The sequence below is a fragment of the Sphingomonas faeni genome (assembly GCF_040407565.1).
GTDB lineage: Bacteria > Pseudomonadota > Alphaproteobacteria > Sphingomonadales > Sphingomonadaceae > Sphingomonas > Sphingomonas faeni_F.
On the sequence record NZ_JAPZPR010000002.1, the window covers coordinates 471,149 to 496,695 of the forward strand.

At 65.7% G+C, this 25,547-nt stretch carries 24 protein-coding genes and 2 tRNA genes; 10 read left to right on the forward strand and 16 right to left on the reverse strand.

What is annotated here, in order from left to right:
* Nucleotides 1-350 precede the first annotated feature (350 nt).
* A tRNA-Ser gene (locus tag O6Y00_RS06560) sits at nt 351-443 on the reverse strand.
* A 170-nt stretch (nt 444-613) separates the two neighbouring features.
* Here O6Y00_RS06560 and O6Y00_RS06565 point away from each other — a divergent pair.
* Both O6Y00_RS06565 and O6Y00_RS06570 read left to right on the forward strand, forming a co-directional pair.
* Complete coding sequence (locus O6Y00_RS06565) at nt 614-1,384, forward strand: DUF1134 domain-containing protein (protein WP_353441795.1); 771 nt, start codon at nt 614-616, stop codon at nt 1,382-1,384.
* Nucleotides 1,385-1,562: 178 nt separating this feature from the next.
* Nucleotides 1,563-1,907 carry a hypothetical protein gene (locus tag O6Y00_RS06570; RefSeq protein WP_353441796.1) on the forward strand — a complete coding sequence of 115 codons (345 nt, stop codon included), beginning with the start codon at nt 1,563-1,565 and terminating at the stop codon, nt 1,905-1,907.
* An 85-nt stretch (nt 1,908-1,992) separates the two neighbouring features.
* Here O6Y00_RS06570 and pyrC read toward each other — a convergent pair whose 3' ends face one another.
* Complete coding sequence (gene pyrC / locus O6Y00_RS06575) at nt 1,993-3,030, reverse strand: dihydroorotase (RefSeq protein WP_353441797.1); 1,038 nt, start codon at nt 3,028-3,030, stop codon at nt 1,993-1,995.
* A gap of 95 nt (nt 3,031-3,125) precedes the next feature.
* Here pyrC and O6Y00_RS06580 point away from each other — a divergent pair, with 95 nt between their 5' ends.
* Nucleotides 3,126-3,881, forward strand: coding sequence for a YgfZ/GcvT domain-containing protein (locus tag O6Y00_RS06580; protein ID WP_353441798.1), 756 nt, complete (start codon nt 3,126-3,128; stop codon nt 3,879-3,881).
* A 205-nt stretch (nt 3,882-4,086) separates the two neighbouring features.
* On the opposite strand, the gene O6Y00_RS06585 is transcribed toward O6Y00_RS06580, so the two are convergent.
* Together O6Y00_RS06585 and O6Y00_RS06590 are read right to left on the reverse strand one after the other, a co-directional pair.
* The gene (locus tag O6Y00_RS06585) at nt 4,087-4,308 is read right to left on the reverse strand and encodes an oxygenase MpaB family protein (protein WP_353441799.1); all 222 of its coding nucleotides are present in this window, start codon (nt 4,306-4,308) and stop codon (nt 4,087-4,089) included.
* Between the two features lie 218 nt (nt 4,309-4,526).
* A complete protein-coding gene (locus O6Y00_RS06590) occupies nt 4,527-5,396 on the reverse strand; it encodes a 3-hydroxyacyl-CoA dehydrogenase NAD-binding domain-containing protein (protein WP_353441800.1) in 870 nt (289 codons plus the stop codon).
* Between the two features lie 233 nt (nt 5,397-5,629).
* On the opposite strand from O6Y00_RS06590, the gene O6Y00_RS06595 reads away from it, so the two are divergent.
* The gene (locus O6Y00_RS06595; protein WP_353441801.1) at nt 5,630-6,622 is read left to right on the forward strand and encodes a DUF1176 domain-containing protein; all 993 of its coding nucleotides are present in this window, start codon (nt 5,630-5,632) and stop codon (nt 6,620-6,622) included.
* Between the two features lie 684 nt (nt 6,623-7,306).
* Here O6Y00_RS06595 and egtD read toward each other — a convergent pair.
* The 4 genes from egtD to O6Y00_RS06615 all read right to left on the reverse strand — a co-directional run bounded on the left by egtD (nt 7,307) and on the right by O6Y00_RS06615 (nt 10,643).
* The gene (egtD, locus tag O6Y00_RS06600; protein WP_353441802.1) at nt 7,307-8,284 is read right to left on the reverse strand and encodes an L-histidine N(alpha)-methyltransferase; all 978 of its coding nucleotides are present in this window, start codon (nt 8,282-8,284) and stop codon (nt 7,307-7,309) included.
* Nucleotides 8,284-9,552: an ergothioneine biosynthesis protein EgtB gene (gene egtB / locus O6Y00_RS06605; protein ID WP_353441803.1), complete on the reverse strand. Its 1,269-nt coding sequence runs from the start codon at nt 9,550-9,552 to the stop codon at nt 8,284-8,286. Before egtB ends, egtD begins: the two co-directional genes overlap by 1 nt.
* A gap of 48 nt (nt 9,553-9,600) precedes the next feature.
* Complete coding sequence (locus O6Y00_RS06610; protein WP_353441804.1) at nt 9,601-10,185, reverse strand: cob(I)yrinic acid a,c-diamide adenosyltransferase; 585 nt, start codon at nt 10,183-10,185, stop codon at nt 9,601-9,603.
* Nucleotides 10,186-10,412: 227 nt separating this feature from the next.
* Entirely contained in the window at nt 10,413-10,643 is a 231-nt protein-coding gene (locus O6Y00_RS06615) for a twin transmembrane helix small protein (RefSeq protein ID WP_056052241.1), read from the reverse strand.
* An 83-nt stretch (nt 10,644-10,726) separates the two neighbouring features.
* On the opposite strand from O6Y00_RS06615, the gene O6Y00_RS06620 reads away from it, so the two are divergent.
* Nucleotides 10,727-11,077 carry a DUF3147 family protein gene (locus tag O6Y00_RS06620; protein ID WP_353441805.1) on the forward strand — a complete coding sequence of 117 codons (351 nt, stop codon included), beginning with the start codon at nt 10,727-10,729 and terminating at the stop codon, nt 11,075-11,077.
* A 301-nt stretch (nt 11,078-11,378) separates the two neighbouring features.
* Here O6Y00_RS06620 and gluQRS read toward each other — a convergent pair whose 3' ends face one another.
* Nucleotides 11,379-12,209 (reverse strand): tRNA glutamyl-Q(34) synthetase GluQRS, encoded by an 831-nt coding sequence (gene gluQRS / locus O6Y00_RS06625; protein ID WP_353441806.1) that lies wholly within the window; start codon nt 12,207-12,209, stop codon nt 11,379-11,381.
* Nucleotides 12,210-12,298: 89 nt separating this feature from the next.
* On the opposite strand from gluQRS, the gene O6Y00_RS06630 reads away from it, so the two are divergent.
* The 3 genes from O6Y00_RS06630 (at nt 12,299) to ppc (ending at nt 16,149) form a co-directional block, all read left to right on the forward strand.
* On the forward strand, nt 12,299-12,865 hold the full coding sequence (locus O6Y00_RS06630) for an HNH endonuclease (RefSeq protein WP_056052248.1): 567 nt from the start codon (nt 12,299-12,301) through the stop codon (nt 12,863-12,865).
* 25 nt (nt 12,866-12,890) lie between these two features.
* The gene (locus O6Y00_RS06635) at nt 12,891-13,265 is read left to right on the forward strand and encodes a hypothetical protein (RefSeq protein WP_353441808.1); all 375 of its coding nucleotides are present in this window, start codon (nt 12,891-12,893) and stop codon (nt 13,263-13,265) included.
* Between the two features lie 208 nt (nt 13,266-13,473).
* Complete coding sequence (ppc, locus tag O6Y00_RS06640) at nt 13,474-16,149, forward strand: phosphoenolpyruvate carboxylase (protein WP_353441809.1); 2,676 nt, start codon at nt 13,474-13,476, stop codon at nt 16,147-16,149.
* A gap of 150 nt (nt 16,150-16,299) precedes the next feature.
* Here ppc and O6Y00_RS06645 read toward each other — a convergent pair whose 3' ends face one another.
* The 4 genes from O6Y00_RS06645 to O6Y00_RS06660 all read right to left on the reverse strand — a co-directional run bounded on the left by O6Y00_RS06645 (nt 16,300) and on the right by O6Y00_RS06660 (nt 19,868).
* Nucleotides 16,300-16,692 carry an acyl-CoA thioesterase gene (locus tag O6Y00_RS06645; protein ID WP_353441811.1) on the reverse strand — a complete coding sequence of 131 codons (393 nt, stop codon included), beginning with the start codon at nt 16,690-16,692 and terminating at the stop codon, nt 16,300-16,302.
* Nucleotides 16,689-18,743, reverse strand: a complete 2,055-nt coding sequence (locus O6Y00_RS06650; protein ID WP_353441812.1) for a S9 family peptidase — start codon at nt 18,741-18,743, stop codon at nt 16,689-16,691. The genes O6Y00_RS06645 and O6Y00_RS06650 overlap by 4 nt, the downstream gene beginning before the upstream one ends.
* Nucleotides 18,744-18,822: 79 nt before the next feature.
* Nucleotides 18,823-19,671 (reverse strand): hypothetical protein, encoded by an 849-nt coding sequence (locus O6Y00_RS06655; protein ID WP_353441813.1) that lies wholly within the window; start codon nt 19,669-19,671, stop codon nt 18,823-18,825.
* Nucleotides 19,668-19,868 carry a hypothetical protein gene (locus O6Y00_RS06660; RefSeq protein WP_353441814.1) on the reverse strand — a complete coding sequence of 67 codons (201 nt, stop codon included), beginning with the start codon at nt 19,866-19,868 and terminating at the stop codon, nt 19,668-19,670. The genes O6Y00_RS06655 and O6Y00_RS06660 overlap by 4 nt, the downstream gene beginning before the upstream one ends.
* Nucleotides 19,869-20,115: 247 nt before the next feature.
* Here O6Y00_RS06660 and O6Y00_RS06665 point away from each other — a divergent pair, with 247 nt between their 5' ends.
* On the forward strand, nt 20,116-21,915 hold the full coding sequence (locus O6Y00_RS06665; RefSeq protein WP_353441815.1) for an aminopeptidase P family protein: 1,800 nt from the start codon (nt 20,116-20,118) through the stop codon (nt 21,913-21,915).
* A 6-nt stretch (nt 21,916-21,921) separates the two neighbouring features.
* Here the strand turns inward: O6Y00_RS06665 and O6Y00_RS06670 are convergent, their stop codons facing one another.
* Nucleotides 21,922-22,059: a hypothetical protein gene (locus O6Y00_RS06670; protein ID WP_353441816.1), complete on the reverse strand. Its 138-nt coding sequence runs from the start codon at nt 22,057-22,059 to the stop codon at nt 21,922-21,924.
* Between the two features lie 89 nt (nt 22,060-22,148).
* On the opposite strand from O6Y00_RS06670, the gene O6Y00_RS06675 reads away from it, so the two are divergent.
* Nucleotides 22,149-22,223, forward strand: a tRNA-Thr gene (locus tag O6Y00_RS06675).
* 99 nt (nt 22,224-22,322) lie between these two features.
* Here the strand turns inward: O6Y00_RS06675 and O6Y00_RS06680 are convergent.
* Together O6Y00_RS06680 and O6Y00_RS06685 are read right to left on the reverse strand one after the other, a co-directional pair.
* Entirely contained in the window at nt 22,323-23,714 is a 1,392-nt protein-coding gene (locus tag O6Y00_RS06680; protein WP_353441817.1) for a sugar transferase, read from the reverse strand.
* A 7-nt stretch (nt 23,715-23,721) separates the two neighbouring features.
* Nucleotides 23,722-25,488: an alpha/beta fold hydrolase gene (locus O6Y00_RS06685; RefSeq protein WP_353441818.1), complete on the reverse strand. Its 1,767-nt coding sequence runs from the start codon at nt 25,486-25,488 to the stop codon at nt 23,722-23,724.
* Between the last annotated feature and the right edge of the window lie 59 nt (nt 25,489-25,547).

Consider the following 25,547-nt stretch of genomic DNA (forward strand, 5'->3'; position numbering starts at 1 on the left):
TAGGAGGCAGGGTAGGGCGGACTGTCTACCAGCCATGTAGCGGTAACGCGTGTTAGCCCCGATCGATTGCGAAAACCGAGGACGCCTACCATAATTCCCGCGGTCGGACCGTCAGGGATATTAAACGGAGCCCCCTGGCGGTTCGCAGGCCCTATCCAGTACAGGCTCGCAGGAAAAATGAAGCTTGTCATCGTTCCGACTCCCAAGATCCGTTCCATAGCGCCAATCTTCCCTATTCCGGACAGGCAACGAGACACGCTAGGCACCCGATAACGATGTTGGTCGGACTGTTGGTTGGAGCCGCAGCAAGGCCGTAAAACCGTACTTTTATAACACGTTAGTGTGAACGCTGGCGGAGACGGAGGGATTCGAACCCTCGGTACCAGTAAACCCGGTACGGCGGTTTAGCAAACCGCTGGTTTCAGCCACTCACCCACGTCTCCGGCTGCAGCAGATGCGGGGCTATAGCGGGGGTATTCGCAAGGGGCAACGGCTGTAATGCGCTAATCCGTCGCGAAATCGACACGGGCCGGTGGTTCGTTCATTGCGCGGCAAGGCGCATCTTGGTTACCTAGCGCAGCGGACGCCGCCCGCGTTCCGGGGAATTGTTGATATGCGTAGCGTCTGGCTTGGCCTCGGGGCCCTTGCAGCCACTCTGTGCGGAAGCGCCTCGGCGCAGGTCCGTACGATCGATCCTAACCAGGCGATCGACGGCGACCTGTCAGCCAGGCCCTCGCAATATCGCGCCGGCCAATCGACCTCGCAGGCGTCGAACCCGCAGATAACGACCCAGCCTTCGCGGCCAGCAGATCAGGACGTACAAGCCGACCCTGCGCAGACACCGCCTCCAAGCACCACGCCGGCTCCGGAAACGCGTGCCGAGGCGACCATGCAGGCCGCAGACACCTACCAGCGCGACGATCTGCTCGCGGCGGGCGAAGGCGTGTTCGGCAAAGGCGCGGCGGGGCTTGGCGGCCTGCTCGAGAAGATCCTCAAGGACCAGGGTCAGCCCAATGCATATATCGCCGGACGGGAGGCGTCGGGCGCGTTCGTACTCGGCGTCCGCTATGGTTCGGGCATCATGAGCCACAAGGTCGAGGGCCAGCAGCCGGTCTACTGGACCGGCCCGTCGGTCGGCTTCGACGTGGGCGGCGACGCGAACAAGGTCTTCGTGCTGGTCTACAACCTCTACGACACCGAGGAGCTCTACAAGCGGTTCCCGGCGGTCGAGGGCCGCCTGTACCTGATCGGCGGTTTCGCTGCGACATATCTGCGCCGCGGCAACGTCGTCCTCATCCCAATCCGCCTCGGCGTCGGCTGGCGCGCGGGCGTCAACGTCGGATACATGAACATAACCCACAAAAGTCGGTGGCTGCCGTTCTAGGTGAGGTCGGACGGCCAGCCAACCAGCCGACCATGACAAGCCCGGCTGGCGAGGCAAAGCCCCCCCGACGACACGGGCTTAGTTCATGCGCGCGCTGAAACACGGCGATGCTCGGGCCACCGAGTTCGAAGCGCAGCGTAAAAGTTGACGCGCCGCCCTCAAACGCTACCCCAAGCCGATGGCAAAACCCGACCGCCTCGCAAGGCTCGACGCCCAGCGCGAAGACCTCGAAACCGACTATCGCGACACTCTGATCGCAGCGTTGGAAAAGACCGCGGCCGGATCGCTCGGTCTGTTCGACCGCGGCGCCGACCGCCGTGTCCGCGCGGCAATCGCACCAACGATCACGTCGCTGATGGAGATGGGCTCGGACATCGAGACAATTCGCGAACGCCTGATGCTGGAACCCTTCGCGCTCCATCGCGACTTCTTCGCCGCGCGGGGTCCGGTCAGCGCCAGCGCAGTCGGTGAACAAAAGGAAGCGCGACTCTGGCTCGACCGGATCAAAACTTCGTCATCGTGACGAAAGTCACGCCCCGGGGGCCACGAACGCCAACCTGACTGGCTCCGGATGCTGCCTCTCGTCAGGATGACGCGTATTTGAGCCGCTACCCCTCGAACCGCCACCCGGCATTGGTCCCCGCGAGGAACGGCACCACCTCCGTCTCGCCCGATCCGATCGACGCTGGCACTTCAACGTCGGCGCGCACGAGCGTCACCGTACCCTCGTTCAGCTGCAGGCCGTAGAACCGCGCGCCATGCTCGGACGCGAACCCTTCGAACTTATCGAGCGCACCCTCTTCGTCGAACACCCGCGCATACGCCTCCAGCGCGAACGGCGCGTTGAAGATCCCGGCGCATCCACACCCCGATTCCTTGGCGCCGACGACGTGCGGCGCGCTGTCGGTGCCGAGGAAAAATCGCGGCGATCCCGACACTGCTGCGCGCCTGACCGCGAGCCGATGCGTCTCACGCTTCAGCACCGGCAGGCAATAGGCGTGCGGCCGCAGTCCACCGTCGAACAGCGCGTTGCGGTTGATCAGCAGATGCTGCGGCGTGATCGTCGCGGCGATCGGGTGATCCGCCTCGGTAACGAACGCTGCCGCCTCCGCGGTAGTGATATGCTCGAGCACAATCTTCAGGCCGGGATAGTCTCGTGCCAGCGGCGCCAGCGTCCGCTCGACGAACACCGCCTCGCGGTCGAAGATGTCGATCGACTTGTCGGTCACCTCGCCGTGGATCAGCAGCGGCATGCCGATCCGCTGCAACATTTCCAAGACGCCGGTCAGCGCGCGGATATCGGTGACGCCTTGCGCCGAATTGGTCGTGGCATGCGCAGGGTACAGCTTGCACGCGGTGAACACGCCCTCGGCATGACCGCGCGCGATCTCCGCGGGATCGATGCCGTCGGTCAGGTAGCATGTCATCAACGGCGTGAAGTCGACGCTGTCGCCGACCGCCGCCATGATCCGCGCACGATACGCCTTCGCAGCCTCGATCGTCGTCACCGGCGGGGTCAGGTTCGGCATGATGATCGCGCGCGCAAACTGCCGCGCAGTGTGCCTCGCCACCGCCCCTAGCATCGCGCCATCGCGCAGGTGGACGTGCCAGTCGTCGGGGCGGCGGATCGTGAGGCGGTCGGTCATCCCGCTCTCCTATCGGCGCACGCGAGCGGATACCAGCCGCGCGTCGCCGAGAAGGCGCCGCTTGGAAATCGGCCGGTACGCACTAGGTGACGAATATGGACCAGCACATTCCCGTCACGCCATCAGACACGATGCTCCCCGATCGCAGCGTGATCCGCATCGCAGGCGACGACGTGCGGGGCTTCCTGCAAGGGCTGGTCACGGCCGACACTGCGTTGCTCGCGCCCGACACACCAGCCTGGAGCGCGCTGCTGTCGCCGCAAGGCAAGGCGTTGTTCGACTTCATCCTGTGGGCGGACGGCGACGACGTACTGATCGATGTCGAAGCCGATCAGGCGGAGGCGCTCACGAAACGGCTGTCGCTCTACCGGTTGCGTCGCGCGATCACGCTCCAGCCCGATCCGCGCAAGGTGCACTGGTCGCTCATTGACGGGCAAGGCGTTCCCGATCCTCGCCTCGCAGCCCTCGGCCATCGCTGGCTCGCAGCCGACACTGGCGCAGCATCAGGCTGGCATGCGCACCGATTGTCGCTGGGCGTGACCGAGGGTGTCGCCGAACTTGGCGCAGGCGAGACGCTGTGGCTCGAATGCAATGCGCGCGAACTGAACGGCGTCAGCTTTACCAAGGGTTGCTACGTCGGCCAGGAAAACACCGCGCGGATGCATCACCGTGCGAAGGTCAACCGGCGTCTCGTCGTCGCTCCCTTCGGCGAACCAAACGCACGAACGCGCGCTTCCTACCCTGAACGCGGCCTGGTAGTCGAACACCGCCGCGTCGATGCGCTGGGCAATGCGCTGATCCCGGCTTGGCTGGCTGCCGCCCTCGACGAAAGCGAACACGCAGCCGTCTAGGATCGATACGCCGTGTCGATGACAACCCGGCACCCCGGCCAGCAAAGACTGTCGCCGGCCCAGACGTGCGAAAATCGATCCTCTAAGACCGCCGGTCAGTTGAGCGCCGGTGCAGATACACCGTCACAGCGTGCCGGGACGCGGGTACGTCGGCAGCGCAGGTATCCCGCGAGAAAGCTGTACCTCTCGGCTCCGTGGACCCAGGTCAGCAATGCCGGGTCGTTCGCCGAATTCGGCGTGCCGTCGCGCAGCGTACCCGCACCTTGTCGTGGATCGACCGCACCCGCGAGATCGCCGTCTCCGCGACCTCGGTCGATCCGCGGGTCGTGACGCCGACGAACCCCGCGGTTCGCTGCAGTCCACCGCGCATGTCCGCGCGAAAGTTCGGATGATCCCCCGCGCCCGCGAGCGCCGCGGCATGCAGCATCTGCAACAGCAGCGAAGCCCCCCTCCGATCGTCATCGTGGCGAAGTCGCCGTGTACCGCCCGAACCGCCGATTTTGGTCCGAACAGCCGGTCATCGCCACCGGGTCGCACCAAGCCCTGGTCGTCATCCGCATGACGAGGCCGCATCACGGCCTGACCTGGCTTGGGATCGCATGGCGAATGGGGTCGATCCGCCTGATATAAGGCGCTTTCGGTGGATCACCGGGTGGGCACAGGCTCCGCACCCGAATAATCGTAGAAGCCGCGCCTGGTCTTGCGCCCGAACCACCCGGCCTCGACATATTTCACCAGCACCGGCGCCGGCCGGAACTTCGGATCGCCCGTTCCCTCGAACAGCACGCGCGTGATCTCAAGGCACGTGTCCAGCCCGATGAAATCGGCGAGCGTCAGCGGCCCCATCGGATGGTTCAGTCCGAGCTGGCACGCGAGATCGATATCGCGCACGCTCGCCACGCCCTCGCCGAGCGCGAAGCACGCCTCGTTGATCATCGGCATCAGCACGCGGTTGACGATGAAGCCCGGCGCGTCGTTCGCATGCACCACCTGCTTGCCGAGCTTCTCCGCGAACGCCTCGACCGCCGCCAACGTCGCGTCCGACGTCGCTAGCCCCCGGATCAGCTCGATCGGCCGCATCACGGGCACGGGATTGAAGAAATGCACGCCCATGAATCGTGCCGCGTCGGGCGCCGCCTGCGCCAGCCGCGTGATCGGGATCGACGACGTGTTCGACGCCAGGATCGCGTCCGGCCCCAGCGCCTTGCCGACCTCGGCGAAGATCGCGCGCTTGACGGCTTCGCGCTCGGTCGCCGCCTCGACGACGATCGCACAGTCGCCCATGTCCGCCACGCTCGCGACCGGCTCGATCAGCGCGAGCGCCGCATCACGCGCCTCGCCCGCAATCTTCTCCTTCTCGACCAGCCGGCCAAGCGCCTTGGCGATCCCCGCCTTGCCCTTTTCCGCCGCCTCCAGCGACACGTCCGCGAGCAGCACGCGGTAGCCCGCCTGCGCCGAAACCTGCGCGATCCCCGCGCCCATCTGTCCTGCACCAATCACGCCGATCGTCTGCACATCACTCTCCTGATTTGTTGCCCCCTCCCTAGCCGCTTTTCCCCGGGCAGCTAGAGCGCTAGGCTGCAACAATGCTGTGCAAACCAATCTTTTCCGCCCTTGGCCCCCTCGTCATGCTGCCGCTCGCAGCCTGTTCGTCGGGACAGCCGGCGTCCCAGTCCACGGCCGAGACGACGTCCGAGAGGGCGACGAAAACCGAGCCAGTTCCCGCCGCCGCGACAGCAGCACAGTCAGTGCCCACCACCGACTCGCACGCGCGCCCGAAACCGGGGGATCTGAAGACCTTCGCCGACTGGACCGTCGGCTGCGACAACGGCTTGCGCTGCACGCTCGGCTCGCTCCTCCCCGAAGGTGGCGGCGACACCACCATCACGCTCAATCTCACGCGCGAGCCCGGCCCCGTGGCGCGCGGCGGCGGCAGGATCTCGCTGGCGCTGGAAACCAGCAACGACGACGCCGCCACCAAGCGCCCACCCGCCAGCTTCATGGTCGACGGCAAGCGCATAGCCCTGCGCGACACCGCCGCGCTCGCCGCAGCCATCACCAACGCCCCGTCGCTCAAGATCCTCGACGCGAACGGCGCCACGCTAGCCACCCTCTCGCTCAAGGGTGCCGCCGCTGCGCTTCGCTACATCGACGCGCAGCAGGGTCGCGCCGGCAGCATCGACGCGATCGTCGCCACAGGCCCCGCTCCGTCGGGCGCGCCGACGCCGTCGCTCCCGGTCATCACCGCGATCGCCCCGTCGGGCACCGCCGCAAAGCTCATCCCCACCCAGGTCGCAACGCTGCGCAAACGCGCCGCCTGCGATCTCGACAGCTTCCCCGATGGCGCGGGCGGGTCGATCACCACCCCGGAATCGTACGCGCTGGGCGGCGGCAAGACACTCGTCATCCTCCCCTGCTCGACCGGCGCCTACAACCTTATCGGCGCGCTCTTCATCGTCGACGGCGCGAAGATCACGCCAGCCCAACTCGACGCCCTCGCGGGGTTGGAGGATACCGGCGCCGAATCTGGCACCCCTGTAAAAAGCGTCGTCAACGGCGCGTTCGAGGACGGCGTCCTCACCAGCTACGCCAAGGGCCGCGGCCTCGGTGACTGCGGCTCGCGCCAGAGCTTCGTCTGGGACGCCAACCGCTTCCGCCTTTCCGAGCAGGCCGACATGGGCGAATGCCGCGGCAACATCGCCTACATCACGACCTGGCGCGCGAAGGTCGTGCGCCCCTGATTTGCCCCCTCCCCCTTCCGGGGGGGTATATCCAACAGTAGCTAAATGGCTGATTAGGGAGGAAAGCGGAACGTCCGCTGTTGGGAAGGCGGAGGGCGTAAGCGGAACGTCCGCTATGGGAGGTTAGCTGCCCTTCTCAGAGCAACTCACCAGGTCGAAGAAGTCCTTCCAGCCGAACGTACTGTCCCCCGCACTCGCTGAGTCCGGGAAAAGCATATGAGCTGGTGCCGGGTCACCCTTTCGTGGAACGCCGTCGATTAGATCATAGGCAGCATTAAAGCCTTGATACTGCCTGTTACCTTTCGGACGTGGACTCGAATCGGGATGAGGCACCCGCCACTTTTTCTCCGTAACATCTTCCGTTCCGGCGAAGTTTTGCAGCCCATCGGTTCCGCCCTGCCATGGTAACCACCAAGACGTTGCGCCAGTCGTGGGATTGTAAACCGCCAGAGCGAGATCGCTGGGCCAATCGGGACTGCTGGCGACCTGTCGATAACGAGCGGTCCAACCAGAATGGTGGCGCAACACATATTGTGCGCGCTCGACGGGACAAGAGCCGGCAGACGCCGCAGCAAGAGCAAGAAGTCCCAGCACCATCGCATCCTGTTGTTATCGCGCGCTACCTTAGCCTCAATTGGAATGTCCGAGAATGGGCGATACCAGCATCAAGCGATCGCCCCCCACTCAGGGCGCAGGCCGCTCCACCTGCGCCTCGGCCAGATACACTCCGAACAGTCCCTCGGGATCGGTCCACGCGGCGATCGGCGTCCATCCACCCGACCGCAGCAGGATCCGTGCATCGCGCGCGCCGTATTTGTGCGAGTTCTCGGTGTGGATCGTCTCGCCCGCAGCGACCTCGAACGTCCGACCATCGACCTCGAACGCGACGTCGCGCATGGCTTCGAGATGCATCTCGATCCGCGCGCGATCGTCGTTCCACACTGCCTTGTGGCGGAACGCGTCGACCGGGATGTCGCCGTCCAGTTCGCGGTTGATCCGCTCTAGCAGGTTTAGGTTGAACGCCGCAGTCACGCCCTGCGCATCGTCATACGCCGGCACCAGCACGTCCTCGCCCTTGATCCGGTCCATCCCGATCAACAGCATCGCGCCCACGCCAAGCGAAGACCGCATCGCGCGCAACAGGTCGACCGCCATCAACGGGATCATGTTGCCGATCGTCGACCCCGGGAAAAACCCGAGCTTGGGCGTATCCGCGATCGTCTTAGGCAAGCTCAACGGCCGCATGAAGTCCGCCTCGAACGGCAGCACCAGCAGGTCGGGGAACTGATCGCCCAGCACCTTCGAAGACTCGCGCAGGAAATCGCCCGAGATGTCGATCGGCACGTACACAGACGGCGCGACGGCATCGAGCAGGATCGGCGTCTTGGTCGACGATCCCGAGCCGAACTCGACGACCGCACGACCCTCGCCTGCAAGCGTCGCGACTTCGGGGCACGCCGTCTCGAGGATCGAACGCTCGGTCCGCGTCGGATAATATTCGGGCAGGTCGGTGATCTTCTCGAAGAGTTCCGAGCCGCGCCGGTCGTAGAACCAGCGCGCCGGGATCGCCCGCGGGCGCCGGGCAAGGCCATCCAGCACGTTCGCGCGGAATTGCGGGTCGGCAAGCATCTGCTGGCCGTCCTCGATCTCAGGCTTCAACATCAGATATCTTTCGCGAGACGCACGCCGGTGAACTGCCACCGTTGGTGCGGATAGAAGAAATTACGGTAGCTCGCGCGTGCATGGCCGCGTGGCGTCGCACAGCTGCCACCGCGCAGGATGAACTGCGAGCTCATGAACTTGCCGTTGTATTCGCCGACCGCGCCGGCCGCGGTCACGAAACCGGGATACGGGCGGTATGCGCTGCCGGTCCATTCCCAGACATCGCCGAAAAACGCCGGGCCATTCGTCGCGGGCCGAGGCTCGACCGGCCCCGCCACGTCCATCTGGTTGCCGCCGTTCGCGTCGTGCGAAGCCGCAGCAGCCTCCCATTCGAACTCGGTCGGCAACCGTGCGCCAGCCCAGCTCGCATACGCATCCGCCTCAAAGAAGCTGACATGCGTTACTGGCGCCGCCGGATCGATCGCGCGTCGGCCATCGAGACCGAACCGCGTCCAGCCTGCCTCGCCCTGTTCCCAATACAGCGGCGCGACGATGCCCTCAGCCTTCACCCACGCCCAGCCATCCGCCAGCCAATGCCGCGCTTCGGTGTAGCCACCGTCGGCAATGAACGCCGCCCATTCGCCGTTCGTCACGGTACGGTCCGCGATCGCATGCGGCACCAGCAGGGCGGCGTGACGCGGCCCCTCGCAATCGAACGCGAACCCGTCGCCGTCATGCCCGACCTCGACGATCCCGCTCTCGCGCGCGGTCCAGCCGATCGGCCCCGGCATCTCGACCGGCACTTTCCGCGGCGCCGGCCACATCGCCGGCTCCAGCGGGTTCTCGGAAAACATGTGGAGGATGTCGGTCACCAGCAATTCCTGGTGCTGCTCCTCGTGATGACACCCAAGCGCGACCAGCGCCTGCGCATCCGCCGACAAGCCGGGCAGCGCATCGAGCAGCACCGCATCGACATGCGCGCGGTACGCCCGCACTTCGTCAAGCGACGGCCGCGTTACCATCCCGCGCCGATCGCGCGCGTGGCGCCGCCCCTCGGCCTCGTAATAGCTGTTGAACAGGAACGGGAACCGCTCGTCGTGCAGAGCGTAACCGGCGACATGATCACGCAATACGAAGGTTTCAAAGAACCATGTCGTATGCGCCAGATGCCATTTGGTCGGCGAGGCGTCGTCCATCGATTGCACCGTCGCATCTGCATCCGACAGCGGCGCGGCCAGCGCCAGTGTCAGCGCGCGTACGGTCGAGAAGCGCTCGCTCAAATCCGACGAACGAGCGGGGGTGAGTTCGGGACGAATAGGCTGCGGCATCGGTTATCCTTCAATGCGTCGCCCAGTACCGCAACGCGCGAACGCCGATCACGCTTCTGCGCGCGTAGCCCCCGGTCGCCATAGAACGTCGCCGGCCCCGTTTTGGTTCACCGCCCGCGACGCCACGAACAGGAAATCCGATAGCCGGTTAACATACGCTAATGCCGCGGGATTCAACGGCATATCGTGAGTCGCCGCAACCGCGGATCGCTCCGCGCGCCGCGAAATGGCGCGGGCCAGATGCAGTGCGGCGGCCTGCGGCGACCCGCCCGGCAGAATGAAACTGCGCAACGGCGCGAGATGCGCGTTCATCGCATCGATTTCGCGCTCGAGTCGCTCGACCTGCGCCGGCACGATCCGCAACACCATCTCGGACGGCGCGAACCCGTCGTCGGTTGCAGGCGTCGCAAGGTCGGCACCAAGATCGAACAGGTCGTTCTGGATCCGCTCCAGAGCAGCGGCGAGCGGATCGTCGCCGAGCGCCACCACAGCCACGCCAATCGCCGAGTTCGCCTCGTCGACATCGCCGATCGCCTGCATCAGCGCGCTGGCCTTCGACACACGCGAGCCGTCGACCAGCCCCGTCGTGCCGTCGTCACCCGTTCGCGTGTAGATCTTGTTGAGCTTGACCATCGATCTTCCAGCTAGCGCGCCATTCTGACGCCGTGATCCCGGCAAAAACCAGGGCATCCCTCGTCAATCGCGACGCCCCGCAACTTGCAATCCTCCCCCGCCAGGGGGAGGTGGCGCCAAAGGCGACGGAGGGGGAGGACACGGAACAAACGTTTTCCTGGCCGCCCCCTCCGTCTGGCAAGAGCCAGCCACCTCCCCCTGGCGGGGGAGGATCGTAAGAAAAGCTCTTAGTTCCGTCCCGCCGCGAACAGGATTACGACGACGATCAGGATCGCCAGCGCCTGGAAGAAGATCCGCTGCTGCATCATCCGATTCGATTTCAGCGACGCCGCGCTCGGGCCATTGCCGTCGCGGACTTGCGCCGTCCCCTCCTGCAGGAACGACACGACGCCCCGCACCAGGGCCACGACGGTCGCGATCATGGCCGCGATCAGGAGGATGACGAGGAATGTGTTCATGAAACGAATGTAAGCGCGCGCGCCGACGCTAGCAATGGCTTGAACAGTGTTGCGTACCCCTGTGCAACGCGCGCAAATGCTGCATGTTATACTTGACGTTGAAAGCCTTGATCTCGGGCATTCTTATCGCTGCTGCATCGGAGATTGCGAAGCGCTATCCCGGTTTCGGCGCGCTGGTCGCCTCGCTGCCGTTGGTATCGGTGCTCGGCATGATCTGGCTCTGGCGCGACAAGCCCGACCCGCGGACGATGGCTGCGCATGCCGGCGCGACCTTCTGGTACGTGCTGCCGTCGCTGCCGATGTTCCTGCTGATCCCGGCGCTGCTCCGCCACGGCGCGCCGTTCTGGGTATCACTGGTCGCAGGGTGCGTGCTGACGATCGCGCTGTATTCGGCGATGACTTGGGCGGCCCCGAGGTTGGGGATCGAGCTTTAGCGCACCCACTCTAAGCAAGAGCACCACCCCGGCGCAGGCCGGGGCCCAATTGGGAAAGCCAAGGTAACGAAGCGATAAGCGTCATTATCACCGTCCCCCAATTGGGCCCCGGCCTCCGCCGGGGTGGTGGCACGTTACGGGCGCCACACCCTGCTATTCTCATGTTTCCCCGCGAAGGCGGGGACCCAGACTGGGCTCCCGCCTTCGCGGGAGAACAAGGAGGCATAGGCTGCCGTCCGTTTCTCAGCACACCTTGCGGCTGACTCGGACGTTGACGATCAGCAGCGCAAGCCAATCGCCATCACCCAATCCGTACCCGAGCCGCCAACACCGCCCCATCCTCCCCCGCCGCCCGCATCTCCGCCAGCGACAAAGCCCCATCCCGCTTAGCCAACCGCCGCCCCGCCGCATCCACCACCAGCGGATGATGATGATAGCGCGGCACCGGCAACCCCAGCAAAGCCTGTAACACCCGGTGCACGTCCGTCGCCGCGAACAGGTCCACCCCGCGCACGACATCCGTCACGCCCTGCGCCGCATCGTCCAGAGTCACCGCCAGATGATAGCTCGCCGGCGCATCCTTCCGCGCCAGCACGACGTCCCCCTGCGCCATCGGATCGGCGACAACCGTCCCGGCAATCGCGTCATGCCACGCAAGCACGCCGGTAATCGCCACAGCCTTCGCCATGTCGAGCCGCCAGCAATGCGCCACATCCCCCCGCGCAGCGACCTCCTCCGCGCTCAGACCGCGACAAATCCCCGGATAGACCGGCCCGACATCCCCCTGCGGCGCCGACGCACTCGCCGCGATCTCAGCCCGCGTACAAAAACACGGATACACGAGCGCGCGTGCCTTCAACTGCTCCAGCGCAAGATCATACGTCGCCAGCCGCTCCGACTGAAACACCAGCGAGTCCCAGCGCAGTCCAAGCCACGCCAGATCCGCGAGAATTCCCGCCACGAATTCAGGTCGACTCCGTGTCCCGTCGATATCCTCGATCCGCAGCAGGAACCGCCCGCCCCGCTCGCGCGCGTAGTCGTGCGCGCGGATCGCCGACACCGCGTGACCCAGGTGCAACCGCCCCGTCGGGCTCGGCGCGAACCGCGTTACGACCGGTCCGTCGCTCAGCATGCTTGACCGACCGCCACGCGGCGTGCTGTCATGGCCGTGTCATCGCTGTCGTCCATAGGGCGCTCTGCGAAGCCTGAGTGGGAGGAGCCGTGTTTCACCCCGATCTGATGCGTCACCCGGATGGCTGTCCGGCGCTCGTGCTGAATGCCGATTACACGCCGCTCTCTTACTATCCGCTCAGCGTCTGGCCGTGGCAAACCGCAGTCAAGGCTGTCTTCCTCGACCGTGTCGATATCGTCGCCACCTACGAACGCGAAGTCCGCAGCGCCAATTTCGCGCTGAAGCTGCCCTCGGTGATCGCACTCAAACAGTTCGTCCGACCGTCGCAATTTCCCGCCTTCACTCGCTTCAACCTGTTCCTGCGCGACAAGTTCACCTGCCAATATTGCGGCAAGCTGCGCGATCTCACCTTCGACCATGTCGTCCCCCGCGCGCAAGGCGGTCGTACCACATGGGAGAACGTCGTCACCGCCTGCTCGCCCTGCAACCTCAAAAAGGGCGGGCGCACGCCGAAACAGGCGGCGATGCCGCTCCATATCGAGGCGATCCGCCCGACCAACTGGCATCTGCAAGAACACGGCCGCAGCTTCCCGCCCAACTACCTGCACGACACGTGGCACGACTGGCTGTACTGGGACATCGAACTCGAGGCCTGACGGCATCGATACGACGGGAGATTCTATGCAGGTGAAACTGGTAGCGGCGCTCGCCGCGACGGGAATTATGGTGTCCGCGTGCGGCAACAAGGACGAGCAGCGGGCGCAGGCCGACGCCAACGCGGTCGGCTTCGTGCCGCCCTCGGTGACGTCGCGGCTCGATTTCGGGGCCAGCATGGAACGCCGCTTCCGCACGCTCGACCGCAACGGCGACGATCGCGTCACCAAGGACGAACTCCCCTCGCCCAACGCTCGCATCAAGGCGTTCGACCGCAACAAGGACGGCGTGATCACCGCGATCGAGTGGAGCGAAGGCACGCTCGCCTGGTTCGACCGGATGGACCTGAACCACGACGGCACCGTCACGTCGGAAGAGCGCGCGGAGTCGCGGAAGCGCTAGGCATCTACTGCTCCGTCATCGTGACGAAAGTCAGGATCCAAGGTAATAGCATGCAGCTTTATCGGCTCTGAATCCTGACTTTCGTCAGGATGACGGGAGAAGATAAGCGACATTAAATTACACGTGATCAGCGTTTTTCATTCGAACTCACTCCTTTACGATACCAAACCCAGTTGACCTGATCCCTGCCGCAGCGCAGCAAGGCCCCATGGCAAGCCTCCCCGCAATCGCGAACAATTCCGACATACGTTTCCTGGGCAAACTGCTCGGCGACGTCATCTGCGCCTATGGCGGTGAGCGTCTGTTCGAGGCTACCGAAACGATCCGCAAGGCCTCCGTCGAGCGCCATCGTGACGTTTCCGAAGGCAAGGCCGCGGACAACACTGCTGTCGATCTCAGCCTCGAAAAGCTCAGCCTCGACGAGACGCTCGATTTCGTCCGCGGCTTCATGCTCTTCTCGATGCTCGCCAATCTCGCCGAGGACCGCCAGGGCATCGCGGCGGAGGACGGCGCCGACCTCGCCTCCGCGATCGCACAACTCGAATCCGAAGGCATCGACCGAGCGCAGATCCGTACGCTGCTCGACCACGCGCTGATCGCCCCCGTGCTCACCGCGCATCCGACCGAAGTCCGCCGCAAAAGCATGATCGACCACCGCAACCGCATCGCCGAGCTGATGGGCCTGCGCGATCTCGGCCGCGACACCACGCCCGATGGCGACAGCGTCGACGACGCGATCCTCCGCCAGATCGCTTTGCTCTGGCAAACCCGCGTCCTGCGCCGTGACCGCCTCTACGTCACCGACGAAGTCGACACCGCGCTCAGCTACCTGCGCGACGTGTTCCTCCCCGCGCTCCCCGCGCTCTACCAGCGCTGGGACCGCGCACTCGGCGAACGCACCCCCAGTTTCTTGCGCCCCGGCAGCTGGATCGGCGGCGACCGCGACGGCAACCCGTACGTCGCCGCGGACTCGCTCAAGACCGCGCTGTCGAAGGCGAGCGAAGCCGTACTCGGTTATTACTGCGACGCAGTGCACGCACTCGGCGCCGAGCTCTCGATCTCGACCGAGCACGCCCCCGCCGATGCCGCGGTGCAGGCGCTCGCCGACGCCAGCGGCGACGATGCCGCCAGCCGCAGCGACGAGCCCTATCGCCGCGCGCTCTCCGGCATCTACGCTCGCCTGTCCGCGACGCACGACGCACTCACCGGCAAGCACGCCCCCCGCCCCGGCCGTCTCGTCGGCGAGCCCTATGCCAACCCCGCTGACTTCCGCGCCGACCTCGTCACGCTCGCGCATGGCCTGGGCATCGCGCTGAAGACCGGCGGCGCGCTCGGCCGGCTGATCCGCGCGGTCGAGACGTTCGGCTTCCACCTCGCCACCTTGGACCTCCGCCAGAACAGCGCCGTCCACGAACGCGTCGTCGCCGAACTGCTGAAAGTCGCCGGCGTCGAGGATGATTACCTGTCGCTCGACGAAGACGCGCGCGTCGCGCTGCTCCGCCGCGAGCTCGCCAACGCCCGCCCGCTTACCTCGCGCTTCGCCGAATATTCGGAGGAAACTGCCGGCGAACTCGCGATCGTCCAGGCCGCCGCCGACGCGCACGCCGCCTACGGTCCTGCATGCATCACCAACTACATCGTCTCGATGGCGCAGTCGGTCAGCGACCTGCTCGAAGTGAACCTCCTGCTCAAGGAAGTCGGCCTCTACCGCCCCGGCGACACGCCGACGGCAGCGATCATGGCGGTCCCGCTGTTCGAGACGATCGGCGATCTCGAAGCCGCCCCCGCCGTCATGACCGCCTGGTTCGCACTCCCTGAAATCGCGACCATCTCGAAGGCGCGCGGCCATCAGGAAGTGATGATCGGCTATTCCGACAGCAACAAGGACGGCGGCTACCTCACCTCCACCTGGCAGCTCTCGAAAGCCTCGACCGCGCTCAAACCCGTCTTCGCCGCGGCCGGCGTCGGCATGCAGCTGTTCCACGGCCGCGGCGGCGCAGTCGGGCGCGGCGGCGGTTCGGCGTTCCGCGCGATCCGCGCGCAGCCCTCGGGCACCGTCCAGGGCCGCATCCGCATCACCGAACAGGGCGAAGTCATCGCCGCCAAATACGGCACGCGCGACGCCGCGATGACTAACCTAGAGGCGATCGCGTCGGCCACGCTGCTCGCGAGCCTCGAACCCGAACGCCTCTCCAACGCCGACAACGCCAGCTTCTCCGCCGCAATGGACGCGCTCAGTGACACCGCATTCCACAGCTACCGCGACCTGGTCTACGATACGGAAGGCTTCCGCACCTTCTTCCGCCAGATGACGCCGATCGCCGAGATCGCCGGCCTCAAGATCGGCAGCCGCCCCGCCAGCCGCACCAAGTCCGACCGGATCGAGGACCTCCGTGCGATCCCCTGGGTGTTCAGCTGGGCGCAGGCACGCGTCATGCTCCCCGGCTGGTACGGGGTCGGTCGCGCAATCGCCGATTTCGAAGACAAGCCGCTGTTGAAGGACATGGCGCAAGGCTGGCCGCTCTTCGCCTCCGCGCTGGCGAACCTCGAGATGGTGCTCGCCAAGTCCGACATCGGCATCGCCGAACGCTATGCCGGGCTCGTCGAGGACGACAAGCTCCGCGAGATCTTCACCACGATCCGCGACGGCTGGCACCAGACCCACGACGGGCTTCTCACGGTAACAGGCCAGTCCCGCCTGCTAGAAAAGCACCCCGCCCTAGACGCCTCGATCCGCCTCCGCCTGCCGTATATCGAGCCGCTAAACCTCCTCCAGATCGAACTCATAAAACGCCGCCGCGCCGGCGAGGACGACCCGCGGATAGGCGAAGGCATCCTCTTATCCATCAACGCCATCGCCACCGCCCTGAGAAACAGCGGCTAAAAACTCCCTCGCCCCTCCGGGGAGAGGGAAGGGGCCCGCCGCGCTTGCGGTGGGAAGGGAGAGGGGCGTTGGGATGAACGTCCCGAGCCTCACACCCCTCACCCTTCCGCTCCTGCGTCGCTCCCTCCCTCTCCCCGGAGGGGCGAGGGACTAGGAGTAAAACGGCGCAGCGACATCCTCGCGCACCCGCATCAACCGCCCGGTCGCCCGATCCAGCAAAGCCCAGGTCGTAACCGCCTCCAGCTTCACTTTCCCATCATCGCCCAAAAACCGAACATGCCGATCAAACCGAGCCCCCTTCGGCGCCCCCTCGACCCACGTCTCGCCAACGACCGTCTCCCCCGCGACAACACTCCCGCGGTAATCGATCTCATGCCGCGTCACGACCCACACATACGCCAGCTTATGCTCGGCAGGCGCCACAGCCTCCCAATGCGCAGTCGCGATGGCCTGGATCCACTGCACCCAGACCGCGTTGTTTACGTGCCCCAGTTCATCGATATCCTCACCTTCAGCGGTGATCGAGAGCGTGAACCGGCTCACCCCGCGACGCCCAGCTGCCACAGTACGAACGCGTGTTCCTCCGCGCCCTCGCGCAGCGACTCGAACCGCCCCGACTTGCCGCCATGCCCCGCACCCATGTTGGTCTTGAGGAGCAGCACATTGTCGTCGGTCTTCATCAGCCGCAGCTTGGCCGCCCACTTCGCCGGCTCCCAATAGGTCACGCGCGGATCGTTAAGGCCGCCAGAAATGAACATCGGCGGATAAGCCTGCGCCTTCACGTTGTCGTACGGCGAATACGACCGGATCAGCTTGAACGCAGCCTCGTCCTCGATCGGATTACCCCACTCCGGCCACTCGCCCGGCGTCAGCGGCAGGCTCTCGTCGAGCATCGTGTTCAGCACGTCGACGAACGGCACGTCCGCGATTACCGCGCCCCACAGTTCGGGATCGGAATTGACCACCGCCCCCATCAGCTCGCCACCGGCAGACCGCCCGGCGATCGCGATCTTCCCCGCCGACGTCCACTGCGCGTCGACCAGCGCCTTCGCCACATCGACGAAATCGTTGAAGGTGTTCGCGCGCTTCTCCAGCTTGCCATCGAGATACCATTGCTGGCCCAGATCATCGCCGCCGCGGATATGCGCAATCGCATAGGCAAACCCGCGATCGAGCAGGCTCATGCGGCCCGTCGAGAAGCCCGGCGGGATCGCATAGCCGTACGCGCCATACGCATAGAGGAACAAAGGCGCCGACCCATCGCGAACGAACCCCGCCGGATACACGATCGAAACCGGAATCTCGGTCCCGTCCCGAGCGGTGATCTTGAGCCGCTCGGTCGCATATTTCGCGGCGTCGTAGCCGCTCGGGATCTCCTGCACCTTGAGCATCGTCCGCTCGCCGGTATCGACGTCGTAATCATATACCGTCCCCGGCGTGACCATCGACTCATACCCAAGCCGCAACACCGTCATGTCGTACTCGGGATTATCCCCCAGCCCAGCGACATAGCTCGCCTCGGGAAAATCGATGCGCTTGCCCTCGGTCGGCGTCTCGTACCGGTGGATCGCGATCTGATCCAACCCGTCCTCGCGCCCATCGACCACGAAGAAGTCCTGATAACACTCCGCGCCGGTCATATAGAACGTCGGCGAGGCCGGAATCAGCTCGCTCCACGCATCCGGCTCCTCGACCAGCGCAGTGCACAGCCGGAAGTTCGGATCGACGTCGTTGGTATGGATGAACAGCGTCCCGTCATGCTCGTCCACATCATATTCGCGGCCCACCTTACGCGCCGAAACGAGGATCGGCACGGCCAGAGGCTCGTGCGCCGGCAGCAGATACAGTTCGCTCGTGACATGGTCGCTGGTCGCGATCACGATCCACTTGCGCGAACTCGTCTCGCCGACGCCGACGCGAAAGCCCTCGTCCTCCTCGTGGAACAGCACGACGTCCTCGGAGATCGGCGTCCCCAACCGGTGGAACCGCGCATTGTCCGTCCGCCACTGCTCGTTTGCCAGCCCGTACAGGAACCCCGCATCGTCCGCGGTCCAGACGATCTCGCTGAGCATCCCCGGAATCACGTCGGGCAGGTGCTCGCCGGTATCCAGGTCCTTGACCCGAACCTCGAACCGCTCGCTCCCATTGTCGTCGATCGCATAGGCGAGATAGCGCCCGTCGTTGCTGACCGAGAACGCGCCGAGCCGGAAATACTCGTGCCCCTCCGCCAACGCCGGCTCGTCGAGCAACAGCTCGTCGTCACCGCCCGCAACGGGTTTCCGCCACCATTTCTTGTACTGACCGCCAGTCTCGTACGCAGTCCAGTAGAGCCAGTCGCCATCCTTCTGCGGCACCGAGGATTCATCCTCCTTGATGCGCGCCTTCATCTCTTCGTAGATCGTGTCGGTGAGCGCGGTATGCGGCGCCATCTGCTCTTCGAAATACGCGTTCTCGGCGGCGAGATACGCCAGCACGTCGGCGTCATCGACCTCCGGATAGTTCGGATCCTTCAGCCAGGCGTAGGGATCCTCGATCGTTACGCCGTGCGTGGTGAAGCTGTGCGGGCGCTGTTCGGCGATGGGGGGCGTGGTCATGCCGGTGTGTTAGCCTTGCCGGGTGTGGAAGCCAACGTCCGCCGATTGGTCGCGAGACCCAGACGTCAACGAGAGGAAATCAGAAAGGCAGCAGGGACGGACGGCGCGCGACGAATCCGATCGTTCGCGAGGCGCTTGGCATGGGCACTCGGAGCGTCACTTCGTTCCCCGTCGCGGCCGCCTTCATGTTGGAGAACGGGCTGAGTTGAGCATCGACACGTCGCTTCGCGCCTGGGGGTAGGTCGAAACTGCCACGGGCCACGCCCTTGTCGTCGCGCTGCACGATAACGCAAGCGTCGTCGTTGTCCGTTCGCGTGTCGACGAGATCGACGTTCGTAACGTCGGCTGCGGACATGACCACAGCTTCGCCCGCCGGGCCAGACATCGCCAACGAACCGAGTTCGATGCGGACGGCTCTTGCGCCGTGGTTCGTATAGACAAGCATTGCAGACTGTCCGCCAGTATCCGACCAGCGGGCCGATGCTTTCGCCGATACCGCGCCTGCCTGCACCGTGGCAGTCCGATTGCCCCTCGCATCCTTCGATAGTTGAACGCCTGGCGCCTCCACGGGGTCGAGAGGACCGCCCGTATTGCGGCTGCATCCGGCGAGGATGAGCGCGATCGCGATCGCGAATACGCCACGGATCATATCGCGCGCACCAGCTTGGCGGCTGGCATCGGGCGTCGAGCCACTTCGATCGGTCATCAGCGGGTCACCTCGGCGAAAACGGTGCACTTCGAGCCGGCGCACCGCGGCGTAATGGTCACGATCGCCGCGCCGCTGCAAAGCGCCTCGTGATAATAGATCAGCGTTTCCAACGATGCGGGCGAGGTCAGTCCAGCCCGTCGACAGGCCGGCGCGATAATAGCCGAACACATCCTCGCGGGTATGCAGTACGCGGTAGGTACCCGACGCATGGTCACTCACCATGCCGTCCTGGTCGACATGGCGGAAGTCGGTTGGCGGACCTGCACCAAGCGGTGCGCCGAGCTTGCGAAATACAGGTCGGCACCCGAACCGCTCGGTTGCAGAATGCTCAGGCGATCGGGTCCAGCGTTGTGGAGCATGATGGCGATCATCAGCGCGAGCACGGCGGCGATCAATGCCCCAAGCAGCCAATGCACTCGGCTAGCGCTAGCACGGCCTGAACGCTGGGAACTTGTCATGCTGGCATCATGGCCGATGCCTGTTCACGGACAACTAAAAAGAAGGCCCAGACCATCCTCGAGGTGGCCGTCTTCTCTTCAGATACTTCCGCTATTCCGCCCTGACCCCACCAAGAACCAAGCCGGCGTTCGGGATCGCTCGAAACCTGCCGCTCTGCTATCGCCTGCCCCGAACACACGCCATTTCAGATCAGAGATCCGTCCCATGCCGACCCTGACCGACCGCCTCGCCGCCCTTCGCACCCGGCTTGCTAGCACGAACCTCGACGGCTTTGTGATCCCGCTCACCGACGAGCATATGAGCGAATATGTCGGCGGCTACGCGCAGCGCCTCGGCTGGCTCACGGGGTTCGGCGGTTCCGCCGGCACGGCGGTCGTGCTGGCAGACCGTGCGGCGATCTTCACCGATGGCCGCTACACGATCCAGGTCCGCGAGCAGGTCGATGGCGCGCAGTGGGACTATGAGCCCGTGCCGCAGACCAGCCCCGCCGCGTGGCTCGGCAAGCATGCCCCCGAGGGCGGTCGGATCGGTTATGACCCATGGCTGCACACCGGCACCTGGGTCGCCGACGCCACCACCGCGCTAGCCGAGCGCGGCGCCACGCTGGTCGCGGTCGGGACCAACCCGATCGATGCGATCTGGACCGACCGCCCCGCCCCCTCGCCGGCGAAGCTGACGGTTCAGCCGGACGAGTTCACCGGTGCCTCGTCTGCCGAAAAGCGTGCGAAGATCGCCGACTGGCTGTCCGAGCAGAATGCCGACGCGGTCATTCTCTCCGCGCTAGATTCGATCGCGTGGGCGCTCAACGTCCGTGGCGGCGACGTCGATCACACGCCCGTCGCGCTGTCCTATGCGATCGTCGGCGCGGACGGCACGACCGACCTGTTCATCGCCCCCGACAAGCTCGACGATACGGTTCGCCAGCATCTGGGCAACGCGGTCCGCCTGCACGACCGCACCGCCTTCGCCGACGCGCTCGCCACCTACGCGGGCAAGCGCGTCGCCGCCGATCCCGAGCGCGCGGTCGCGGCGATAACGCAGGCGTTGCAAGCGGGCGGCACGAAGATCCTGCCGCTGCGCGATCCCGTCGTCCTCGCCAAGGCGATCAAGAACCCGGTCGAGATAAGCGGCCACCGCGCTGCGTCCGCCCGCGACGGTGCTGCGCTCGCGCGCTTCCTGCGCTGGGTCGAAACCGAATGCGTTAAGGGGGGGCAAACCGAACTCAGTGCCGCCGCCAAGCTGCTCGACTTCCGCGAACAGACCGGCCTGCTGAAGGACACCTCGTTCGACACCATCTCGGCGACCGGTCCGCACGGCGCGAGCCCCCATTACCATGTCACCGAGGAGTCGAGCGCGCCGATCGAACCCGGCCAGCTCTACCTGATCGACTCCGGCGGCCAATATGCGGACGGCACCACCGACGTCACCCGCGTCATGCCGATCGGCGACCCGACCGAAGAGATGCGCGACCGTTTCACGCGCGTCCTGAAGGGGCATATCGGCATCGCCACCGCGGTCTTTCCTGACGGGACGATGGGTGGCCAGATCGACGCCTTCGCGCGCCGTCCGCTGTGGGAAGCCGGCCTCGATTTCGCACACGGCACCGGCCACGGCATCGGCGCGTACCTCGCGGTGCACGAGGGCCCGCAGCGGATCGCCTCGCCCAACTATCCCGGCGGCGCGGCGATGGAGCCCCTGCGCGCCGGCATGATGCTGTCGAACGAACCGGGCTATTACAAGGCTGGCGAATACGGCATCCGCATCGAGAATCTGATCCTGATCGAGCCGCGCACGATTCCCGGCGCCGACCGCGAAATGCTGGGCTTCGAGACGCTCACCTTCTGCCCGATCGAGCGCACGCTGATCGAGCCGGCGTTGCTGACCGCGGAAGAGCGCCAATGGGTCGACGATTATCACGCGCAGGTGCTGGCGGTGCTGGCGCCGGAAATGACCGACGCGGAGGATCGCGCCTGGCTCACCGCCAAATGCGCCCCATTGTCTTAAGGGCGGTCAGCTAGAAGACTTATCCTTGGTCGCAGGCGCAGCCCCGACGGCGCGCGCCTGCGCCTTCCTGCGCCGCAGGTTCTCGCGCAGCGCGGCGGCCATGCGTTCGGCCTTCTCCGCCGCTTTTCGATCCCGATCATCCATAAATATGCCCTACATTGCGGCGCCGTGCCTTGACAATCATCGCGCCCTCGTCTCTTAGCCCCACTCCGCCGGCAGCGATGCCAGCGAGTGCTGCCGTAGCTCAGTGGTAGAGCGCATCCTTGGTAAGGCTGAGGTCGTGAGTTCAATCCTCACCGGCAGCACCAGTTTCTTCCTCGATCGAGATGATCGGGTAGTACATGTCTAGGGCACCGGGCTCTGCAGGCCGCGGTATTCCCTGACGCCGCGTCTCGTGACTCCACGCTTCAGAACGCGTGGCGATGGAACGGGACGAGCGTCGTTGCCAGCAATATCCGCAGGTCGCGCCAGATCGTCCATCCGCGCATATAGGCGAGATCGGCGTCCAGCCGCCCTTCGAGATCGGAAGCCTGCGAGGTCGCGCCGCGGAAGCCGCTGATCTGGGCGAGGCCGGTAATCCCCGGTTTGATCGCGTGGCGATCCCAGTAGCGGCCATCGACTTCCCAGAAAAGCTGTTCGCCAGCGAGACTGCCCAGCGCATGCGGACGCGGACCGACGATACTCATGTCACCACGCAGCACGTTGAGAATCTGCGGCAGTTCATCGATGCTCAACCGCCGGATGACCCGACCGACGCGCGTGACGCGCGGATCGCCTCGGCTGGTCGACTGGTTGCCGTCCACGTCACAGAGATCGTCGTGCATGCTGCGAAACTTGTACATCGAAAACAGTCGATTGCCGCGTCCCATCCGCGGCTGGCGAAAGAGTATCGACCCCTTGCTGTCGAGCCGGATCGCCACGGCGGCCACCAGTAGAACGGGGCTGGCGAACATGGCCACCACCAGCGCAACGGACAGATCGAACCCGCGTTTCAGAACCCGGTTCCGCAGATCGAGCGGGCCGACCGAAACGACCAGCGTCGGCTGTCCGGCATAGCGGGACGCGCGCAACGTCCCCAGCGCGGCGAGTTCGGTGACGACGATCTCACCCTGAACATTGGCACCGCGCAGCAGCATCGCCCAGCCCTCCCGATGATCCGGCGGACAGGCGATGACGACCCGCTCGGCACGGCGGACGAGCAGCCCGAACCGGTTGAGCATCTGCGGAGCGCCGATACCCGGCCGGATCCCGAGATCCTCCGCATCGACCACCACGGCCGCCCCGGTCGTCGCGATCCGCGTGCGATCGGTCACGACCAACGTGCTCACCGTCTCGCCGCCGGTGATCCGCATCATCCAGTAATGGACGCCCCCGCGGGTCAGCACGAGCGCGCCCGCACCGAGCATGCCGCCGATCGAAACGACGGTGCGCGACATCTGCAATTCGGCCTGGAGGTAAAACGCGAGCAGCAGGACCGCGACCAGCGCGGTGCCGAACGATCGTATCGCGGCAAAGGCGTTGCGCCGCCAGCTGATGAAGAACGTCGCGGAGTAAAGCCGGCGCTCGGCGACGATGGCAAAATAGGTCGGCAGCAGTGCGAAGAGAACATTGGCGCCAGGACGGGCGAGCAGGTCGTCGAACCGCAGCAGGTTGGCGATACCGAACGCCCCGACGATCGCGGCGAGGTCCAGGACCGCCAGAAGCAGATAAGTGCGCAGGCGCAGAGTGCGCCGATCGTCGAGCGACCCGACCGGATCAGGCAGGTCGTCGACTGCCCGAATGCGTCGGTCGACGGTCATGCAGGCCTCACCGGGCGGCACCCGGAAGCGCGGCGACGGCATCGCGCATGATCGTCTCGGCGAACTGGTGGAACCGTTCGCGCACCCGGCTTCCATTGAAGTGATGGTCGGCATCGTCGAACACCACCATCCGCGCAGGGCCGTACGTCTTCAGGCGACGGGCGCCGCGGCCGAAATGCATGGCCACATCGGCCAGCCCGGTGTCGTCGTCGCTGAACACGAGCAGCGTGGCGACGCCGCGCGCCGACAGCTGGCGCATCTGGTCGCGCACCCGCGCACTGTCCGAGCCGGGCTTCGGTGGCATGAGGCTGCGCACGGCATGAACACCGCGGGTGAGCCCTCGGTGCGCCAGCACGCGCGCTATCCCGATGAGATCTGCCTTGCCGCTCAACGCCCGCCGCCATTCCGCGGGATTGCGCATCGACCGCACATAGGATCGGATCGTCCGCTTGCTGTTGCGCGCCACGATCCGCAGGTCGTCGCCGTAGCGCCAGACGAATTTCTGGAGGTTGACCATCACAATGCCGACGACGCGCGGATCGGCGAGGCCGATCTGGAACGCGGCATCCGCGCCCGAGCACAAACCGAACGCGTACGCGTGCGGATAGCCCGCGGTTTCCAGCGCATCGATCGCGGCATGGATCTCGCACTGGCGTTCGAGATCGAAATACGGACTGCGGGTATTGTCGCCGGCAGGGCTGTCGCCCATGCCCGTCAGATCGACGCGCAGCGACGCGATCCCGGCAGCAGCGAGTTGCCGCGCGAGCGCGACATAGGCGCGACCATTGCCGATATGGTGGCTGCTCCCCTCATGTAGCAGCAATGCCGCAATCGGTGCGGCAGCGGTCCCGGACGTCGCGGGTGGCCGGCAGAGCATGCCGAAGACGCGCGAGTCCGGCCCGAACCGCATCGGCACTTCCTCATAGCCGCGCTCGACGAGAGTCGCGCCGATCGCGACCGGCGCTGGCGTCGACAACGAAACCGGAACCCGGCGGTCCGCATCGCGCAGTTCGACCAGCCACGCTTCGACTGCCGCGAACGTCGCCTCGGGCATTTCGTGCGTGGTGGGATCGCGGACGAACGCTTCGTAATCGGCGAACGGCCGTTCGGTCACGTGCGTCCCCGCATCGCGCAACAGAGTGCAGAAGGCGGCGCCGCGGCGATCCGAACGGATGGTCGCCAGCAGGACGTTCGGCGCGGCGGGCGGCGTTTGGACGAGGTCGATCGCCGCGATCTCGCGCTGAAACGCACTGCTCCAGTGAAAACCATTGGTGTTGAGTGGCTTGTCCGCATCCTGTTTCGGAACGGGGTCGAGCAGGGCCAGGCTGGACACGCTCGCCGCCGCGCGTGTTTCGCGCAGGAACGCCTGCCCCGCGATCACCGGCGCCAGCATCGCGAGGCCGTGCACGCCCTCGATCCGCGATGCCGCGCGCACCGCGACTGCCGCTCCCAGCCTGAGCCCGGCCAGGACGACGGGGCCGACCCCGCATTGCTGGCGCAGGCAGTCGACCGCGCGGACGACGTCGTGCTCGAATCCCGCCAGCGTGACCGGGTCGTCGACGCTGTCACCGGTGCCGCCATAATCGAACCGCAACGTCGGCATGCCCGCCGCGGCAAGCCGGTCGGCCAGGAGCATCAGCCCGTAGTGCGAGCATATCTCCTCCTGCGCGAAGGCCGGACAAAGAACGACACCCAGCGGCGGTACCCGCGACGGATCGCGGGGCGCCGCATCGTGCAACCAGCCGAAGCGACCCTCGAAGAAGATCGGCGTCACGCGCCGCTGTCCGACCGGAACGCGGTCGACCGCATCAGATGATTGTGCATATGCCGATG